The organism is Nitrospira sp. (assembly GCA_016715825.1).
Lineage (GTDB): Bacteria > Nitrospirota > Nitrospiria > Nitrospirales > Nitrospiraceae > Nitrospira_D.
Genome location: JADJXO010000003.1, coordinates 432,523 through 450,653, shown reverse-complemented (window position 1 = coordinate 450,653; position 18,131 = coordinate 432,523). Strand labels below are relative to the sequence as shown.

General features: G+C 56.9%; 21 protein-coding genes. 10 read left to right on the top strand and 11 right to left on the bottom strand.

Translation table 11 applies throughout. The features are described from left to right. Nucleotides 1–29: 29 nt before the first annotated feature. A complete protein-coding gene (locus IPM58_11865) occupies nt 30–740 on the top strand; it encodes a response regulator transcription factor (GenBank protein MBK9307755.1) in 711 nt (236 codons plus the stop codon). 114 nt (nt 741–854) lie between these two features. On the opposite strand, the gene IPM58_11860 is transcribed toward IPM58_11865, so the two are convergent. The 7 genes from IPM58_11860 to IPM58_11830 form a co-directional block, all read right to left on the bottom strand. Then, nucleotides 855–1,229, bottom strand: coding sequence for a winged helix-turn-helix transcriptional regulator (locus tag IPM58_11860; protein ID MBK9307754.1), 375 nt, complete (start codon nt 1,227–1,229; stop codon nt 855–857). Between the two features lie 260 nt (nt 1,230–1,489). Next, the gene (locus tag IPM58_11855) at nt 1,490–2,104 is read right to left on the bottom strand and encodes a hypothetical protein (protein MBK9307753.1); all 615 of its coding nucleotides are present in this window, start codon (nt 2,102–2,104) and stop codon (nt 1,490–1,492) included. Nucleotides 2,105–2,473: 369 nt separating this feature from the next. After that, on the bottom strand, nt 2,474–2,728 hold the full coding sequence (locus IPM58_11850) for a helix-turn-helix domain-containing protein (protein ID MBK9307752.1): 255 nt from the start codon (nt 2,726–2,728) through the stop codon (nt 2,474–2,476). Nucleotides 2,729–2,786: 58 nt separating this feature from the next. Next, complete coding sequence (locus tag IPM58_11845) at nt 2,787–3,092, bottom strand: heavy-metal-associated domain-containing protein (protein MBK9307751.1); 306 nt, start codon at nt 3,090–3,092, stop codon at nt 2,787–2,789. A gap of 191 nt (nt 3,093–3,283) precedes the next feature. Then, entirely contained in the window at nt 3,284–4,612 is a 1,329-nt protein-coding gene (locus tag IPM58_11840) for a response regulator transcription factor (protein ID MBK9307750.1), read from the bottom strand. A 144-nt stretch (nt 4,613–4,756) separates the two neighbouring features. Further along, entirely contained in the window at nt 4,757–5,281 is a 525-nt protein-coding gene (locus IPM58_11835; GenBank protein MBK9307749.1) for a VPLPA-CTERM sorting domain-containing protein, read from the bottom strand. Between the two features lie 480 nt (nt 5,282–5,761). Continuing rightward, a complete protein-coding gene (locus tag IPM58_11830; GenBank protein ID MBK9307748.1) occupies nt 5,762–6,835 on the bottom strand; it encodes a VPLPA-CTERM sorting domain-containing protein in 1,074 nt (357 codons plus the stop codon). 404 nt (nt 6,836–7,239) lie between these two features. Here IPM58_11830 and IPM58_11825 point away from each other — a divergent pair, with 404 nt between their 5' ends. The 4 genes from IPM58_11825 (at nt 7,240) to IPM58_11810 (ending at nt 11,119) form a co-directional block, all read left to right on the top strand. Further along, complete coding sequence (locus IPM58_11825; protein ID MBK9307747.1) at nt 7,240–8,748, top strand: fused MFS/spermidine synthase; 1,509 nt, start codon at nt 7,240–7,242, stop codon at nt 8,746–8,748. Nucleotides 8,749–9,036: 288 nt separating this feature from the next. Next, the gene (locus IPM58_11820; GenBank protein ID MBK9307746.1) at nt 9,037–9,618 is read left to right on the top strand and encodes a hypothetical protein; all 582 of its coding nucleotides are present in this window, start codon (nt 9,037–9,039) and stop codon (nt 9,616–9,618) included. 824 nt (nt 9,619–10,442) lie between these two features. Beyond that, the gene (locus IPM58_11815) at nt 10,443–10,877 is read left to right on the top strand and encodes a hypothetical protein (GenBank protein MBK9307745.1); all 435 of its coding nucleotides are present in this window, start codon (nt 10,443–10,445) and stop codon (nt 10,875–10,877) included. After that, nucleotides 10,865–11,119: a hypothetical protein gene (locus IPM58_11810; GenBank protein MBK9307744.1), complete on the top strand. Its 255-nt coding sequence runs from the start codon at nt 10,865–10,867 to the stop codon at nt 11,117–11,119. The genes IPM58_11815 and IPM58_11810 overlap by 13 nt, the downstream gene beginning before the upstream one ends. A gap of 231 nt (nt 11,120–11,350) precedes the next feature. Here the strand turns inward: IPM58_11810 and IPM58_11805 are convergent, their stop codons facing one another. Both IPM58_11805 and IPM58_11800 read right to left on the bottom strand, forming a co-directional pair. Next, the gene (locus IPM58_11805) at nt 11,351–11,689 is read right to left on the bottom strand and encodes a type II toxin-antitoxin system PemK/MazF family toxin (protein MBK9307743.1); all 339 of its coding nucleotides are present in this window, start codon (nt 11,687–11,689) and stop codon (nt 11,351–11,353) included. Further along, nucleotides 11,674–11,916, bottom strand: a complete 243-nt coding sequence (locus IPM58_11800) for a ribbon-helix-helix protein, CopG family (GenBank protein ID MBK9307742.1) — start codon at nt 11,914–11,916, stop codon at nt 11,674–11,676. The genes IPM58_11805 and IPM58_11800 overlap by 16 nt, the downstream gene beginning before the upstream one ends. A 420-nt stretch (nt 11,917–12,336) precedes the next feature. Here IPM58_11800 and IPM58_11795 point away from each other — a divergent pair, with 420 nt between their 5' ends. Both IPM58_11795 and IPM58_11790 read left to right on the top strand, forming a co-directional pair. Continuing rightward, nucleotides 12,337–12,768: a hypothetical protein gene (locus IPM58_11795; protein ID MBK9307741.1), complete on the top strand. Its 432-nt coding sequence runs from the start codon at nt 12,337–12,339 to the stop codon at nt 12,766–12,768. Between the two features lie 360 nt (nt 12,769–13,128). Beyond that, nucleotides 13,129–15,150, top strand: coding sequence for a cytochrome C peroxidase (locus IPM58_11790; GenBank protein MBK9307740.1), 2,022 nt, complete (start codon nt 13,129–13,131; stop codon nt 15,148–15,150). Nucleotides 15,151–15,391: 241 nt separating this feature from the next. Here IPM58_11790 and IPM58_11785 read toward each other — a convergent pair whose 3' ends face one another. Together IPM58_11785 and IPM58_11780 are read right to left on the bottom strand one after the other, a co-directional pair. Further along, entirely contained in the window at nt 15,392–15,832 is a 441-nt protein-coding gene (locus tag IPM58_11785) for a type II toxin-antitoxin system VapC family toxin (GenBank protein ID MBK9307739.1), read from the bottom strand. Continuing rightward, nucleotides 15,829–16,107, bottom strand: coding sequence for a type II toxin-antitoxin system prevent-host-death family antitoxin (locus tag IPM58_11780; GenBank protein MBK9307738.1), 279 nt, complete (start codon nt 16,105–16,107; stop codon nt 15,829–15,831). Before IPM58_11780 ends, IPM58_11785 begins: the two co-directional genes overlap by 4 nt. Before the next feature lie 265 nt (nt 16,108–16,372). Between IPM58_11780 and IPM58_11775 the strand changes: the two genes are divergently transcribed. From IPM58_11775 to IPM58_11765, 3 genes are all read left to right on the top strand, one after another. Then, the gene (locus tag IPM58_11775; protein MBK9307737.1) at nt 16,373–16,750 is read left to right on the top strand and encodes a hypothetical protein; all 378 of its coding nucleotides are present in this window, start codon (nt 16,373–16,375) and stop codon (nt 16,748–16,750) included. After that, a complete protein-coding gene (locus IPM58_11770; GenBank protein ID MBK9307736.1) occupies nt 16,738–17,085 on the top strand; it encodes a VPLPA-CTERM sorting domain-containing protein in 348 nt (115 codons plus the stop codon). The genes IPM58_11775 and IPM58_11770 overlap by 13 nt, the downstream gene beginning before the upstream one ends. A 245-nt stretch (nt 17,086–17,330) precedes the next feature. Further along, nucleotides 17,331–18,050: a VPLPA-CTERM sorting domain-containing protein gene (locus IPM58_11765; protein MBK9307735.1), complete on the top strand. Its 720-nt coding sequence runs from the start codon at nt 17,331–17,333 to the stop codon at nt 18,048–18,050. Nucleotides 18,051–18,131 lie beyond the last annotated feature (81 nt).

Here is an 18,131-nt window from a genome sequence, read left to right as displayed (position 1 = left end):
ACGAGCAGCGAGACCGAGAGAACCTGTGCATGACATCGCAACGTCCAAAAACGATTTTGATCGTTGAAGACGAACCGGAGATCGCCCAGCTGGTCAAGCACTATCTTGAGAAGGAGGGATTTCGTCCCTGCATCGCCCATACCGGTCTCGAGGCCCAGAAGCTCGTGGCCAGCGAACACCCCGACCTCGTCATCTTGGATCTCATGCTCCCGGAAATGGACGGGTTGGAAGTCTGCAAGTCCATCCGGCAAAAGCCGGACACCGCCTTGCTGCCGATTCTCATGTTGACGGCGAAAAACGAGGAGTCCGATACCATCGTGGGATTGGAGCTGGGCGCCGATGACTATGTGACCAAACCCTTCAGTCCAAGAACATTGGTCGCTCGGGTGAAAGCGCTGTTCCGTCGCCTGGAGCGGGCGAACGAACACAAACCGACCTCCTTGACCTACGGTCCGCTCCACATGGACCTCATTCGCCACGAGGTGACGGTGAAGGGGAAAGAGGTTCCGCTGACGGCGAAAGAATTCGGGTTGCTGGAGCACTTCTTACGTCACCCCGGCCGGGTCCTCACGCGGGACATGCTGCTCAACGCGGTGTGGGGATACGAGTATTACGGCACCACTCGAACGGTCGATGTCCACGTGCGGCGTCTCAAGGTGAAGATGCCGATCCTCGACGAATCCATCGTGTCCGTCAAATCGCTCGGCTATAAGCTGTCGGACCAGCCGTTGGTCCATTGATCGACCGCGCGAGCCATCGCAGCGCACCGCAGGCTCACATCGGAGACAGAATCAGAGATGTGGGTTTCGTAGCCGACAACTTCCATGGTAGAGAAGCCCAACGTGTTGGGGCACTCACTGCAGCCCATCAATCGTTTCGTGATGTCCTTGGGCTTCCACATAAGAGCGATCAGCGCATGAGCCCGTTTGAGAAGTGGATACATCAGGTTTCCTAAGATGGCCAAGGCTCGCCTCAGCCTCTTGAATCGCACGGTGGTTCAGCGTGTAGTAGATTGAACGTCCCTCCGGGCGGTGCGTCACGAGTCCAGCATCCTTGAGTACACGGAGATGGAACGAGAGTCGCGATTGTCCGGTTTGGAACGCTGCTGAAAGCGCGCAGACATTCTGCTCTCCACTCCTGAGCCGTTCCAGAATACGCACCCTCATCTCGTCCGCCAGCGCACGAAAGAATCGCACCCTCTTCGCTCGAGTGTTTGCTTTTTCACTCATCATGGTTTTCCTACAGCACCCTACGGGCGTAGTCAACGGTGAAACCTGCAGATAATTATCAGAATGAAGATCTCTGAACGATTCGTGAGCAGGCGTTGTCATTCGGTGCGACAACAGAGATAGAATGACTCAGTAGTAAGATGGCGAGGGCCTGATGAAGGCCTTCAGGATGGATCGGAAATCTGGCTGAAAAGCCTACGAATGACGATCCGGAGAGAGACCTCGCTGCTGAAGTGAGATTCGAAAACGCGAAATTGGTCTTAGGCTGCAGCCGTGAGACTTGCTCGACGGCGCCACCAGCTCCATGAACCCACACCGAACAGCCCTGTGGCATAGAGCACGACGCCGGCTGGAATCGGCACCGGCTGAGAGTCAACTGCGAATGCTACGATGCCTTTCAAGAAAAATGTCGCCGGTCCCGCTTGATTGTCTCCGTCGAACACATGATTCCATGAAACCGTAAATTCACGACTGTCTTGGTTGAACAGGCCGGTCGCCTGGCTGCCGATATTCCATGTTTGGTGGAAGCTGCCACGGCTTGTGCCAAAGAATAATGAGGACAAGTCGACCGAAATTGATGAACCGGAAATCGTAGCCGTCGGAGCGGGCGCGCTATGGAACCCAGACGTGAAGATCGAGAAGGTCTCGCAAGACTTGCCGATCGACGGAACGATCTCACCGATCGCCTGATATTGACCTAACTTCAACGTACCATCTTGGCCGAGCAGACGGTCCATCATCTCGTGGTGCTGTCCTCCGAAATTCACTGCGCCTCCGGTCAAATCCAGCTGTGTCACGGCCGCCGCATGAACAGGTGTCGCCGACAGCCCGAGACCAACCAATCCGATCATCAGGAAGAGAGTTGGGTGCATCATGATGTGTGTCCTTTTGAAGTGAAGCTACTGGAGGAACCTCTCCACGACCAGTGAGCCGAAGTATACAGCTCGTGAAAGGAGGAAATGTAGGTGTTTGGTGTTAAACAATTATCAAGATTGGTTGATGATAGCAAACGTAGTAAATGTATAGCAAAGATGCCGGTCTTGACGCAGTCGGAGCGTAATGCCCGCCACAGATCGGTTGGCAATCGTAGCTGAGGGTTGCTTAGGCCTGAGTGTTCCGATTGTTTGATGGCGCGACGATGGAGCAGATAAGAAAAGGCAGGTGTTAGGGATCAGAGAGGATTACGGGCGTCAGCGTTGTTCTTCCCGAACCAGGTTTGTGGGACAATCACATAGTCGCATCAGTCAGCGTTTTTTGTGGGTCTTTGGACTGATGGTCTTAACGCGTTCCGTGCGAGGCTCCAGGCCACGGGGGCCCACCGGATCTTCGATTCGAGTCTTCTCGATCAGCTCCTCCACCGATGCTCGAAAGACCCTCAAACTGCCTCGGCCGATCTTGGTGCCACGCAACCGGCCCTCGTCAACCCACCGGTAGATCGTCCATTTACTGACCCTCAGGAGCTTGGCTGTTTCCTGTATCCGCAGCAAGATCGGTTCCATCGTCAATCCTGATTGAGAGATCGCCGCCAAAGGAACCGGCATCCATTGTGCGGCGAGGCTACCGCATCACCTGTGCGCTACAGTGCCATCCCTCACCTTTCACTTTATTCACCGCCTGAACGAGCTGATCTGAGTCTGTCTTGGCTCCTTCGACCGTCACAATGGCATGACCTTTCATACTCTTCGTGTCGACGGCTTTGACGCCTGCCACTTTTCTGAGGGTGGCTTCAACTTCACTCAAGTGTGCATCACAATATTTTCCGTCGAACATCAGGACGACCGCTTCCTCTCTCGCCCCTTGTGCAAGTCCCACAGGCCCGCCCAACGCCGCCAAAAGCACCACCGTGATTCCTATCCTATTCATGGGCCTCCCTCCTTGTAGAACGGTCGCGAGCAAGTGCCTGCGACATAATCATTGTTCGCTGACTACCTACCGCTGACTTCATACGTGTCATACCCGTCTCCAACAGGAGGCCTCTGGTCCGTGAGAGCCGTATGGGGACGGGATGGTCTATCGTGCCTCGGAACAAGATCGCAAAAGAGATTGTTGACGTCCTATCCGGCCAAGGCGGCTGCGTGACGATGTGCGGCCACAAGCGGTTTACGAAGCTCCCTGGCCCGACGACGCAGAGACGGTTTGCGCCAGTCCTTTGCAACGGCGACAGACGATTCCGACAAAGGCATCTGGACGCGTTCGAGTCGGCCGGTCACGGAGCAGCGCAACGTGCCGGCATTAGCAGCCACCGGTACTACCGGATTGACTGCGGAGAGAGGTTTCAGTTTGAATCCCACACCTTTGATGGTCATCAGCCGGCAGTGATGATCCGGTTCTCGGTCCAACTGTTGCCGCACAGCATGAATGTGCACATCCAAGGCGTGTCCACCCACTGCAAAATCCCGTCCCCACACAAGATCCACCAGTTCCCGTCTGCTGAAAATCTTTGAAGGCTCACGCATGAGCGCGGCCAAGATCGCGAACGGCTTGGCAGACAGCTTCACCGCGCGCCCTGAAATGCTCACTTCATGGGTATCGGCATCCAATTTGACGGCCCCGACCTGATAGACGCCACGTCGCATTGCATCACCATCGACTCGTCGCGCATAGGCATGAACTCTGGCAAGAAACAGGCCTTCACCGTCTCTGAAATCATGAACGCCATCCATCCCCCGTTCGAGATCCGATAGACACTGATCCTCAGTGTAAAGGTGACCACGCGGGACCGCTCCCATCAGTGGCAGCCGCCGAAGCAGAGGGTCCGTCCGGAGCATGTCCCAATCTTGGACTCGATGGTCGACGACCATGAGGAGAAAGCTCGTCGGATCGGAGGTTATGAGAATTTCGCTCGCTGAACCAGCCGTTCGCACTTCATAGCTTGCTTGGCGCAATTGCATTTCGATCTCTTCGGCAAAGACGGAGTCCGGCGACAGCAGACCGATGACGCGGGCGGCACTCGAGCGAGAGGGCTGGGTTGCCGTGGCCATGTGCGACTTCCTCGACACCATGTCCCCGCGAGAGACCATCCCGATCATCCCGAAGGAAACCAGCGCAAACAGAACGGCGCCTGACGGGAAAGAGGAATCGGGTTTCCCCTCGGTATGACCCGTGAGCGCAATGGGCTCCGCTACCACTGACGGAACAGAGGCTTCGAGTTCCACAACGGACTCTGTCAGATGAAAAAAGGTCACACGGGCTTCCATGACCGATGGGTTGCTCGAGAGCATTGTCCCGGCGAGATATGGGGCTGCGCTATTCGGATTAAACGAGTGAAGACTGGCTGCCATGCCAATACCCAAGGAACTCCACCACACCAGGGCTGAAATGGAAACCATGACGAACCTGCGGCACACTCCGGTGAACATCTTCGTCATGAGTCTGTGTTTCATATGTTCACTCCTGCCACGAACAGTCATCCGTTAATCAGTCTCTGAATTCTCTATGCAAGCGAATATCCACTCCGCCGAACCGTGGAAACCAACTCGGAGGGATCGCTCTATCGATCCCTCCGAGTTACAGCACTGTTCTAACGATCAGGCCTTGGCCATCATCTTCCGACGGGCTAGTCCTGCCAAACCGGCTACACCCGTACCAAAAAGCCACACGGCACCCGGGATTGGCACCCCTGGCCCTCCGAGAGTCGATCCCCACAATGAGACAGTGTATGTTCCGCCACCTTGATTCAGACCCTGTGGGTGCAGGTGATAGTCGCGTGACAATCCAAGATCCGCGAGCGGTTGATTCGTAAAGGTGGGCGCTGCAGCCACCACTTCCGTATCGCCGTTGTTCTCAAAAATCGGCGCACCAAAGCTGAGAATGTTGTTCGCCGTGGACGTCATATTGAAATGGGTGAACGAACCCAAGTCGAAGTTAATCGTATCCAGGAACAGCCCGGACCCGGCAGTGACGTTGAACGTGACCGGGTTCGCCGCGCTTCCGAGGGTGTTGTTGAAAACCCCTGCATCGAGGGTGACGGCCTGTGCGGTCGCGCCGAGGGCAAATGCTCCAGCGGCAACGAATCCGGCAATCGCCGTCTTCAACCTATTGGTACGTGTCATATTGAACTCCTTTGTTAAAGTGAAAAGCACCTAGTGGAACACCATCTGACCGTATGAGATAGAGCTCTGTTCGGTCATATCTACGCTTATAATTTGTGCGGCGACGGAGGTCTACCGACCGGAGCACCATCTGCTACCATATGTGACAAGAAATACATTTTCGGCATTGGATTGGCACGCTTCAGCACCAGTCGGATGACGTGTACCCGGTCGATTCCGTTTCCTCGCGCCATATCGAGTTTTGGCTCCTACCGAACCACGCCGTTCTCTTTCCTCTACTCCGCCTGCTCCTACTGGAAAACGATGATATCAAGAGCGGTCAAACTCCTACTACTACCGGATACAACGGATGCTACAGATGTGACAAAAAGATCGCTAAAAGTGCTCAGGTATTTGGGGAACGACCAGACCAGGCTCAACGAAGATCCGCTCGGAGAGGTCACAGCGACCCCTCCGAGCACACACGATTTTACGTCCGCATTATTTCGCCATCATCTTACGCCGAGCCATGCCGGCCAGGCCGATGAGGCCTGTCCCAAACAGATACGCAGCAGCTGGCACGGGAACCGGTGACACGTCTCCGTTCACCGCCATAGAGATGTGCATGTTGCGCGCCCCACGCAGCTTGAAGTAGGGGTCGGTCGCAGCCGGGTTGTTGGGATCACTCGGATTACCAAAGTTCGTGCCATTACAAGAAGAGGACACGTCCGTACATCCGATCGGCGTGCCTTGCTGCACTTCCTCAAACAGGGAGGCCAAGTCGGTCTGATTGGCACCACCGATGAACAATGAATAGATGCCAGGTCCTAGGGTCCCGGTCCACGTGACACGGTTGTCTTGCACGTCACCGTCATGGCCATCCCCGACGGCGACACCCGTGAAGGTCATGGTGCTTACCTCACCATTGTTGTTCCCCATGGTCACGTTGCCGTCCGATTGATAGACACCCCAATTGGGACCACCGGCATCCACTGCACCACCACCCTCTGGGATAATTTCATCCATGGTGTCGAAGAACGGCGACCAAGTCGCATAGGCAGGGACATTTTGCAGATGGCCTCCATCAGGGGCACCGACTGAGGTCCCAACCATGGCTGGAGTCTGCAAGGCCGTGATCTGAGCCGGAGTCAATCCGTTCAGGTCACCCACGCCATCATGGGAACCCAAGGGCACCATCCCACTGAAGAGTGAGAACCCCGGATTTAATGTGGAGGGTGTGAGACCGAGGCCTGGTTGGAACGTGTTCGCTGTACCGGTCACTGTGATACTGACGGTGGACGTTTGGTCAAGACTAAAGAACCGGGCCCGGTTGTTATGGCTATCAGCCAGCGTATCGACCGTCGCGGTGCGATTCACGCCGTTATCGCTCATGCCGGAAATCCAGCCCGCATTGCTGGACACGGTAGGGTTGAACCCGCCGGTCCCCGTGGGACCGAACGTATTGGTAGACTGGTTGTAGAGCTCCGTGCCATAGCCGACGTGAGCAGAGGCGGTACCCGCCGCCAACATGAAGCTGAAGACAGACAGAGATCCCAGTATGAGGGCTTTATTCATAACACTCCTTTCATGTCGTTTAAAATGAATGAACTCTTGCTGACATACGAGAAACAGACAGTGTCTCAGCTGATCGCCAAGCCGCCATTTGTACCAGGCCTAGCGCTCGTAGAGGTTCACCACCCGGCCTGAGCTATGTATGGCTTTCCTCCTTTCCCTGATTATCAAAGCAGTCCGATTCGTGCGTCGTCACCCTAGTACCAAATATGAACCGGGTCCTCCACAGACACGTGCACCAGATGCAACAGGTGCTACTGAAACCGCGTGGGATTCACTACCCTGTGGTCAAATCGATCGTTGTGTCGTGCCTGATCCATGCTAGATGTAGATGCATGAACACGATGTCCGGTTTGGCCTTGCAACAGCCCACCCAGCGCCACCCTGAATCCAACCTGATCCGGGGAATGCCTGTGCTCTACTTGACCGTTACGACGACCGGCGCAGCGGTGATGATCCTGGAATTGCTCGGCACCAGAATCATCGGGCCGTTCTATGGTGTGAGTCTGTACGTGTGGGCCTCTCTCATCGCAGTGACCTTGATCGCGTTAGCGCTCGGATATTTCCTCGGCGGCTATCTGTCCGACCGAGTACCGGGGCTGCGCTTAAGCCATGTGATTCTGGTCGCAGCGCTCGGTACGGCGGCGATTCCCTTTCTGACCGGCCCGATTCTCCGCGTTACGGATCCGCTCGGCCTCCGCGCGGGTGCGTTCAGCAGTGCGCTGCTGCTCTTCACGCTTCCGTTGACCGCGCTGGCGATGGTCGGGCCGTACGTCATCAAGCGCGCGACGCGCGATCTGAGCGGGGTGGGGACTGTGGCCGGCTCAGTCTATGCGGTCAGCACGGTCGGGAGCGTCGCCGGCACGCTGCTATTGGGCTTCTACCTCTTACCGCTGTTCGGAACGAAAGCGATTCTCGTCTCGCTCAGTCTGCTACTGGCCACCCTTGCGGCTCTGATCGTCTGGCATGAGCGCTCCGCCAGCGTGAAGGCTCGATGGGCTGGATCACTCATAGTAGTAGCTGTGGTGCTTGCCACGCTGACGACATCCGGGCTAGCCGCCACATACAAGTCGGTTGAGGGTTTCACAGTCCGATCTGAAGCGGAAAGTCTCTACGGCTGGGTACGTGTCGTGGACGATGAGCGGCGTGGCTACCGCCTGATGCTGTCCGATGCTTCGGTGATCAGCGCGGTCGATATGAAATTGGACCGGAGCGTCCTCGGCTACCAACAGGTGCTGGGGCTGCTGCCGTTGTTTCGTCCTCAGGCCTCTCAGGCCTTGCTCATCGGCCTGGGTGGAGGGCATGTCGCCCGCGATCTCAAATCAAAGGGCATCGCCACCGACACGATTGAAATCGACCCGGCGGTGGCGGACGCGGCCCAGAGGTTTTTCAATTTTCAGCCGACCGGACGTTTCCTCGTCGGCGACGCACGGTATGAGATCAAGCAACTCAACCGGCGCTATGACCTCATCATCCATGATTGCTTCACCGGCGGCACGGAACCGACCCACCTGCTCACCCAGGAGATGCTGAGTGAACTGCGCTCCCTCTTGAACGAAGGAGGGCTGCTGGCGCTCAACTACGTTGGGTTTATGACCGGTGAAGGATCCGATGCCGTCGCGGCGGTGTATCGGACGTTACAGAGCCTCTTCCCTCATCTCCGGGTGTTTACCACAGAGAAGTCGGACTTCACGGACTTCGTGTTTCTGGCCTCCGAAGCTCCGATCGTTCTGGATGCGTCCAGTGAAGATACCCGCATTCGCTGGCTCATCGAGCATGAGCACAGGATACGCGACACGGATGGGTTCACGATCACCGACGACTACAATCCGATGGAAAGCCGTCAAGTGCGGAAGTCCGAAGCTTACCGAAAACTGTTTCTCGAACGCATCGCGTTCGAGCTGTTGCTGCGTTAGTCCCCCAGAAGAATCTCGTATCCGTTCCTCTGCTCACCACCTCTACTTCGCAAGTTTGGACAAAAGTGTTGCAGGTATTAGTTTTCATCTGTAGCCCTCCCCACGAGGGATTGGTATGGTCGGGCGTATGAAGAATCTGTATGTCTATGGAGAGCCTGTATTCATTGTGTGGTCTGGCTACGAAAATTAGGGCTGTCACACGTGGCGATGGCTGAGGGGCGGCTCTTGGCCGGAAAGGATAGGATGATGAAGAACTCCTCTTCGAGGACAATGACATCAGGGCTGACCATGATGCTCCTGTTGTTGACGCTTTGCGTCCCACCAGGGCAGTCGGAGGCGGCGACCGTCACGGAACTGGACTTCACGAGCGGGTCCGTGTCGCTGAAGAACAGCAGCGGCGGCACCATTTTGTCGAGCAATTTTACGACAAACGGGCAAATCGTGATGGGCCAGTACCAGCCCTTGCCGAACATCATTGCTCCGGTTCCGCTAGGGCCCTACACCTTCGCCCTCTTTACGGGAGGTCCGAATCCCGTGCCGGCCAGCAGCACGAGCGGATCGACCATCACGGCCGACCTGACGTCGCTGGGTGGCCAATTGACAGGACTGGGCACGAACCTATCGCTTACTGTCGGCGGCAACGCAACTGGGACCTTCAACGACACGACTAACGCCTTCACCGGCTTGAGCTGGACTCGCAGCTTAAGCGGACTTGCGGGCTTACCGACGGGATGGAACCGTTTTTCGCTCCAGTTCACATTGAACGGCACGGCTGAACTCGCTGCGGTCCCATTACCTGCCGCCGCCCTGTTGTTCGGGTCAGGCTTAGCGGGGCTGTTGACATCGCGCCTCAAGAAGCGGGCTGCCTGAGCTTGACATGAACCAAGCAGGTCGCACGTTATAGCTCTCTGTACGTGGGTATGGAGAAAGTAGCGACGAACGATGAGACCTGACGCCCTCTCCCCTCAAACGGGAAGAAGTCAGGTGGATCGCGAAACCCACTGAAGCCCCGGCCGGTTCCAGTGGGTTTCGTGCGTTGAGGGGGTATTAATCGGATTCTGCGTACTACCAATCGTCGAGCAGTTCGTCGTAGCGGCTGTCGTGGGTATACGCCGCCACGAGGCCGAGGATCGGCACGACGACCAGAAAGAACAGGGCCAGTGTGATGGAACGAATCGCTTCTACAATCTGCATGTCCGTCCGAATCGCGTGCCTTCTGAACATCTCACCATGAGCCAGGGACTTCGTCTGACGCTGTCGTAGTAGCCTACGCCTCTCTCGCCCCGATTCTCCAGTGCAGACCGCTCCAGATGCTACATATGTGACGAAACTTGGACTGTAGGCGTTTGCTCTCTGAGTGATTCGCACAACGATGCGTACGTGCACCCAGATTCGATGCTCCTGCCATGGACTTGGTCCACGAAGCAGTCAAGGTCAGGTTCGCTCATCCGGAAGCCCTCGCCTAGTTCCTGCCTCGTCCTATGCAGCTTTTTCGCCATATCTGGTGCAGTCATCAGCGCGCTTCGGTAGCCTATCCTCCCCATCCCGTGTTTCGATACGTCTCGTTCTGTGAATGCGGATTCGCACCACCTGAGATTAAGCCTTCAAACGCACCGAGCACGATAATGCATCGTTCACACTCACACATACAAGGAGATCAGGCGATGCCAAACCCGATGAGGAAAAGACCCTGCGTGATGATCGTAGAACCGAATTTAGACTTTGGGATCAAGCTCGCGGATTGGCTCGCGACACATGGCTACCAGGCGGTGTTGGTGCGGACGGTCGAGCGGGCGATCGATGAATGCCGGGATCTCAACCCCCAGGGGGTGTTCATCGGACCCAGCCCCGTCGAGCCGGTTTCCCAAATCCAGCTGCGTCGATTGCTCCATATGCTTGAAACCATGTATCCCGGCGTCTCGGTCGTGACGAGTGGATGTATTCGTCATGTCCTGGTTGCACCCATTGATCCGGCAGACATCGGCTACCTGCTCCAGGCTGAACTGAATCGAACACCCGAATCGACCAGGTCTCCCAACGCAACGTTAACTCCTGCCGGTGAAGGGCCGGTTGAACGTCTTCTGCAGGGACGGGCATTCGATACGGAGGCGGCAACATGGATCCGGTAACCTGTCACCGTTGTCACGGCCTCATGCACCCCGTCGATCCGCTCGATCCGCTCGATGTCATACAAGGAAGCCCACTTGACGCCATTCGTGCCTGGCGATGTCTCACCTGCGGTGATCTCATCGACCCAATCATCATGCAGAATCGTGTTCGCACCCCAAGCCCTCGACGAGTTCGGCAACGGCCGAGTCCCCGCCACCCGGTGTTCAAGGATCCGGATGTAGAATGGCCGACGTGGAGATAGATGCGTCGTTCGTCGTTCGTGAAGCGTCCGAACCCGGAACGAAATGCGCTTCACACGCAATATTCAATGGCAGTTTCAGGTTTCAGGTTTCAGGTTTCAAGTTTAAGGTTTCACGTGTTCGGATAATCTGAAACTCGAAACGTGAAATTTGAAACTGTTCGCCGATTTGCTTCACGAACGACGCTTCACGCTATACGCTGTCCGGTAGGTTTCGTCACACACCAGGGCGGGCTAATCACCGATGATTTCTCTCAGTCCCTCGATAATCTGGTTCAGTTCTTCTGGCCCAGCTGTACCCAAACGGCCACCGATTCGTTCCACCGCGAGTGTTCGTATCTGGCTGACCTTCACCCAGGATTTCTTCGGCAACCCCTTGGATTGAAGCTCGAGCGTGAGGGGAAAGCCGGCGCGTTGAGGTACGCTGGTGAGCGCCACAGCAATAACAGTCCCCGATCGCTCGTTAAAGACATCATGACTGAGAACCAGGACTGGACGCCGCCCGGCTTGTTCTCTGCCCTGGACCGGATTGAGATCCGCCCAACGAATCTCTCCTCTCAGTATGCGGGCCATTCCGTCACGTCCTCGGACAATCCCTCTTCGGCCATGGCCTTCTCGAACTCAGGATCGAGCTTGGCGCACTCTCGAGCTAACCGGCTTCGTTCCAGGCGAGAGAGCTTTTCCTCTACCGCTTCCTGTATCGCTTGACTCCGGCTAGGGAAATCCGCTTTCTTGACCAACCGGTCCAAGCGTTCGACCGTGGACTCGTCGAGAGAGACCGCAACTTTTGCTCGTGGCATAGACCACCTCCAGGTATGACCATACGTCATACCGTGCATATCGTCAAGAGCCCGCAACAACGCCGTTTCGCCCTCGCCCATATGATTTATGACCGCTTCTCCTGCAACCGCCGATACGCCGCTGGACACCTCTCGTCATTCGTGAAGCGTGAAGCGTCCGAACCCGGAACGAAATGCGCTTCACACGCAATATTCAATGGCAGTTTCAGGTTTCAAGTTTAAGGTTTCACGTGTTCAGATAACCTGAAACTCGAAACATGAAACGTGAAACTCAGGATCGATGCCGAACGGCTTGGTCCATTTTTCATCATATGTGTTGCATCAGGTAGCACCGTTGCTGGTGGCGGGTTCCCGAATCCTGTTACCACTCCCTCCGTCAATAAATACTCATCGAGACTGCATCACCAAAGGAGCATCGTCATGAAGCGCATGTTGTGGGCGACCGCCGTTGTGTCACTCATCCTCTGCAACCAGGCTCACGCGTTTTTCGAAGAGGAAGGCCGTTGTCAGAAGCGAGATCTCAGAGGTCACTGGGTCTCCTATCAAGCAGAAGTGAGGGCGAATCCTCATACCGGTGTCTGTAAGTTTTCAATCGAGAACGGGAAAGTTGAAGGGGCCTGTGATTTTTCATTGACGGACGATCAGGGCAAACCCCTGACCGATCTTCGGTTTACCGGCGAGGCGACCGTGAAGGAAGACTGCTCCGCTGAACTGACGATGGATTTCACGCCGTTCGGCCGTCCGTTCGTCTCCAGCTTTGATCTGCAATTGCACCGCAACAAGAAGTCGTTTATCGGCCGCTGGGAGAACACGTTCGGCGCGCTCGGCACAGCCAATGGGGTGAAACAGTAGCTCGCCGTACCGTCACCGAGACTCAGGACAGCGAGCACGGGAAACGGGCTGGATGGGGGATCTGTACCGATCCTTTCGTTCAGCCCGCTTTGATTGGACAACACGACCTGAGAAGACCGGACGATTAATGGGACGTACGGTCTCTGTCGGTTACCTCCTGTTGTTGTCGCGATATTGAGCGCTCGCGCACCACAGCGACAATTTCTCTCACATCTGGTGCATGCGTAAGCACGGGGTCTGGCGAATGCCCGAATTTCCATGATAGCCATGGGCCAGTGAATCATCGTGCTCTTCGCACCCATCGGTGGCAACCATTGGCAGCGACGGCCGGAGCGCAGATACCTGAATGCAGGAGGCTGTATGAAAACCGCGCATGTCTCACTCGGTCTGGTCACGCTGTTCGTCCTGTCCACATCCACACTACAGGCCCTCACCGGTGACGGCACGATTCCGCGCGTGCTGAATCCGCCTACGGCCAGCGACCTGTCAAACCTGCCTGGCGACCTGCGCGCAGTGCCGGTGCCTGGCCCAGGCGATCAGGCACTCGCAGAATATGTCAAGGATAAGCAAGCGGCGATCGCCTTGGGCAAGGCCCTGTTTTGGGACATGCAAATCGGCAGTGACGGGGTGCAAGCCTGCGCGAGCTGCCATTTTCGCGCGGGCGCCGATCCACGCTCGAAGAATCAGCTGTCACCCGGGCTCAAGCATGTGCCGCAACAGGACCTGAATTTCAAGATCGGCGGGCCGAACTACCAACTTACCGGCTCGGAGTTTCCCCTCACCCGCCTTGCGATTGCCGGGCAGCGAGGCGCCCTGGACTCAGCAACCGATAGTAACGACGTCGTCAGTTCGCAGGGCGTGCCATATCTCGACCGAGGTCCTGATCCACTGGGCTACCAGGTGGGCCGACTCAAGACCCGCCGAGTGGAACCGCGCAACACGCCTTCGATGATCAACGCAGTGTTTAATCATCGCCAGTTCTGGGATGGTCGCGCCGAGAATATTTTCAATGGTGTCAATCCGCTGGGCGCTCGGGATCCCGAGGCCCGCGTGATGGCGGCAATGGGTGGAAGTCTGGCTGAGGTTCAAGTCGCGCTGGTGAACTCAAGCCTGGCTTCGCAGGCCGTCGGCCCGATCGTCAGCGAGATCGAGATGGCCGCCCCAGGTCGCACCGCACAAGCGATCGCACGCGATCTCCGAAAAGGCAAGCACAGTCGCCGCCTCGGCAAGCGCGTCCATGGCGTACGCCCTCTCCAGCAACAACTGGTCGCCCCATCCGACAGTGTGTTGGGTCCGCTCAGCCGCTACCCGAAACGCGGCCTCCGAGTGAAGTCCTACAATGCCATGATCCGGTCGGCCTTCCAGGAGAAGTATTGGCAGAGCGAACAATTCGTTCAGGTGGCAGAGGACGGCACGGTGTCGATCGTCGATCAACGAGACAGAAACCCGAACACCGACGAATACACGTTGCTGGAGTACAACTTTGCGCTGTTCTTCGGTCTGGCTGTTCAACTGTATGAAACGACCTTGGTCTCCGACGACACCCCATGGGACCGATTCCGACGAGACCACCCGAGTGCCACCGATCCCGCGCTCAATCCCTGGACCAACCAGAATCCCAACCACATCACCCGCTTTGCGCTCTTCGGTGCGCACCTGTTCAACGATCGGACCCGTGGCCCGAACAATCTGCGCTGCAGCAACTGCCACGAGAGCGCGGAACTCACCGACGCCTCAGTCCGGCGAATTGGGTTGGCCGCCAATGGCCCGGTGCGCAACCGCGACGGCAATGTGATAGACAAAGGCTTTAACAACATCGGCCTGCGGCCGACGGATGACGACTTGGGCGTGGGGGCAAGCGATGCCTTCGGTCCGCTGTCGCACAGCAAGCGCCTCTTCCCCGACTCGCCGCCCTCAAACTTCGACGGTGCGGCGGTCATCAAAGGCTTCGGCATCGAGGGTGCGTTTAAGATTCCATCACTACGCAATGTTGCCTTGACGGCTCCCTATTTTCATAACGGCGACACCCATTCGCTCCGCGAGGCAGTCCTGTTCTATAGCCGTGGAGGAAACGTCGCACCGATCATGCAGAGAGATGGGACACCGATCGAACCCCTAGGGATCGCCAACATGGCGTCAGATGAGGTCGATGCCGTGGTGGCCTGGTTGGAAGCCCTCACGGACGAGCGGGTACGGATCGCCGCAGCGCCGTTCGACCACCCGCAACTGTTCGTCCCCAACGGCCATGTCGGCAACCAGAATCGGGTTCAACCAAGCGGTCCGGGCTTCGCGAAGGATGAGATGGTAGAAATCCCGATGACCGGTGCCGCCGGTGGCCCGCCATTGCCGGGATTTCTTGAGGGCGTGTTCGGGCCTCACTGACTGGGAATCAAAATCGAGGCGGTCTGAATACCACGACAATACGATCAGACGTGAGGCGTTCCGCCGCTGCGACAAGATTCGTCGTTCGTCGTTCGCTCCTTTGATTCTGAGTTCCAGATTTCATGTTCAACGTTTCCTGTTGTGCAGGAACCAAACACCTCAAACTTGAAACATGAAACCGTTGGCCGAGACACTTCACGAGATAGGCTACCTGGTGGGCTTCGCCACGAACCAATGCAGGCTATTCCACCCAGATGACAGTGAAACCCAACAGATGAGCGGCATCACGCTGCTTCGTATCGCCGGTAATAAAGGGAATCGTCAGCCTCGACTCAGACTTAAATATCATCGCCGATGCCAGATGTATCGCATCGAGCGTACGCACATTTGCTTGCTGAACCAATTCTTCAGCTTGCAAGAGGACCGATTCGCCTGCCTCCACAAGTTCCCAATAATCTCGATCTTTCCGCAGCCTTGATCGGATGGCGAGAAAATCTCTCGGCGTGAGGTCGCCGGACACCCGTCGCCGACTGATCGCCGACATGGCCTCGACCGGCATAATGGAGGACGATAGAAACCGAAATCGCTGCAAGAGGCGACGCACGGCGCTTGAACCTGCCTCCTGGACATACCGTTTCACCAGCACGCTGGTATCGAAGTAGGCCCACTGACGGGGAGTCACCGTTCTTCTCTGTCCTTCATGACGGTGTGGGATACCGGCACACCACGGATGAGGCGGGCACTCCACGCGGGGAGTACCCGACGTTTCGATGCCGCGCGTAACAGCCCGACGTTTTCTAACCTTCGCACGGCCGCATGCGCATCGCCGTATTCCTCAATCAACTTCACAACGGCCAGTGGTTTCCCACGTTCGGTCAAGAGCACTTCCTTGCCTTGCTTGACGGCTTTCACCAACCGGGAAAACTGCTGGTTCGCTTCGCGCAACCCCATCCGCATAAGACCCCCTATTATGTAGTGACGTACCTACAATATGATAACCATGAGGCGTTTGTCCACCACTCTTCTCCTATTCGACCACATTGATCGTACCTTTCCGTACCCCACCGGTTTCGTGTATCACACCCGCCCTCTGAATCATTCTGTCATATCTGTAGCAGCCATACGGATCGATCAGTAGATGGGCCTGTGTTGCCCTGGTAGATACTGCGGCACGAGCGCCGGTCCTCAACTATTTTTCACTATTCACCAAAGGAGTGTTTGTATGAACTCTCTCGTTATCAGAAAGCGGTCTTCCTATCTGACCGTCGTGGCGGTGGGACTGTGGCTGGCCGGAGCTGCTCCGTCTCACGCCTCGACGGTGACGCCGAATCCAGTCGGCCATCAATCCGGACTCACCTATGAGTGGGAAGTGGCCATGGGAAGCAGCGACTCTGCGACTTATACCGGTTCAGTCGGCGCCAAAAGTTGGGCGGAGCCGGGGAACCCGGCCGGCGCGAAGGGCTGGACCCATACCTCTGACTGGACGCTCTTGGACCTCACCGGTGCAAGCGGCAACACCCTCTTGACCCTCACACTAGACCGTGGCACCACCGGATCGTTGTTCCCCGCTTTTAGTATTTTTCCGGTGTGGAGGACGTGAACGTCGACACAACCAATCACACCTGGAACAACGTCGGTAATATCAGCTGGGCCACGAATCTCACATTCGTCGACCATCTCGCCAACGCGGGAGGCCCGAACGGCACCGATAGCGGAACGGGCGCGACAACGGCCTCTGACAGCTGGGCCCTAGCCCCCGGCCTGTACACCCTCAACTTCGGAGGGAACCCCTCATTCGACCTCGGGCAGACCGGCACACATGCATTCTCGGCAACTTTGACGACTTCGCCTGTCCCGGTTCCTGCCGCTCTATGGTTGTTCGGCACCGGACTTGTCGGTCTCGCTGGGCTCGCCAGGAGACGGCTGTCGGCCTAAAGTCAACAAGACAGGCTACTCGCAGCCTCAAAAAGCGGGGAGATGTTCAGGTTTGGTCTGGACGTCTCTCCGCTCTCTCTTCTTGCTCGATGACCAATCACCATTCCCGCCCCCGCAAGAACTTTTCCGTCACATTTGTAGCAAGCGCTAGGGCCGATCGGTAGATCAGCCAGTACGCCTCTGGTAGAAACCCCAGGCATGAGATATGGCGCTCATTCATTTTTCACTAACCAAGGAGTACCTGTATGAAGTCTCTTATCACCAGAAAGCGGTCGGTCGGTCTAGGCCTGGCTGCATTAGGGCTGTGGCTGGCCGGAGCGGCTCCGTCTCACGCGGCGACGGTCACAGAGAATCCAGCCGGCCACCAATCGGGACTCACCTATGAGTATGAAGTCGTCATGGGGAATATCGACCTTGCGCATTACCACGGAAGCGTCGGCGCCAAGAGTTGGGCGGAACCGGGAAATCCTGCCGGCGCGAAAGGCTGGACCCACACCTCCAACTGGACGCTCTTGGACCTCACCGGCCTCAGTGGTTCAACGATCTTGACGCTGGAGCTTGAGCGGGGTCATGGCGGTACCAGTCAGCTCTTTCCCGCGTTCAGTCTCTTCTCCGGGGTGGAAGATGTGAACGCCGACACGGCGAATCATACCTGGAACAATACGGGAAATATCAGCTGGGCCACAAATCTCACGTATATCGATCACCTGGCCAATGCCGGAGGGCCGAACGGGACCGCTAGCGGAACGGGCATGGATGCAGTGTCAAAGCAGTGGGTGTTGACTCCCGGCCTGTATACGCTCAACTACGGTGGCAATCCGTCGTTTGACCTCGGCCAGACCGGGTTACACGACTGGGCAGCAAGTTTGTCGACGTCACCCGTGCCGGTGCCCGCCGCGGTGTGGCTGTTCGGAAGCGGACTTGTCGGCCTTGCAGGGCTCGCACGGCGTAAGCTTTTGGCTTAAGTTCGGCACTCAGTATCCTCGTGAGAAGGAGAGCGACCAGCTTGGGCCAGACTGGAGCTGGTCGCTCTCCTCAGTGTGAAC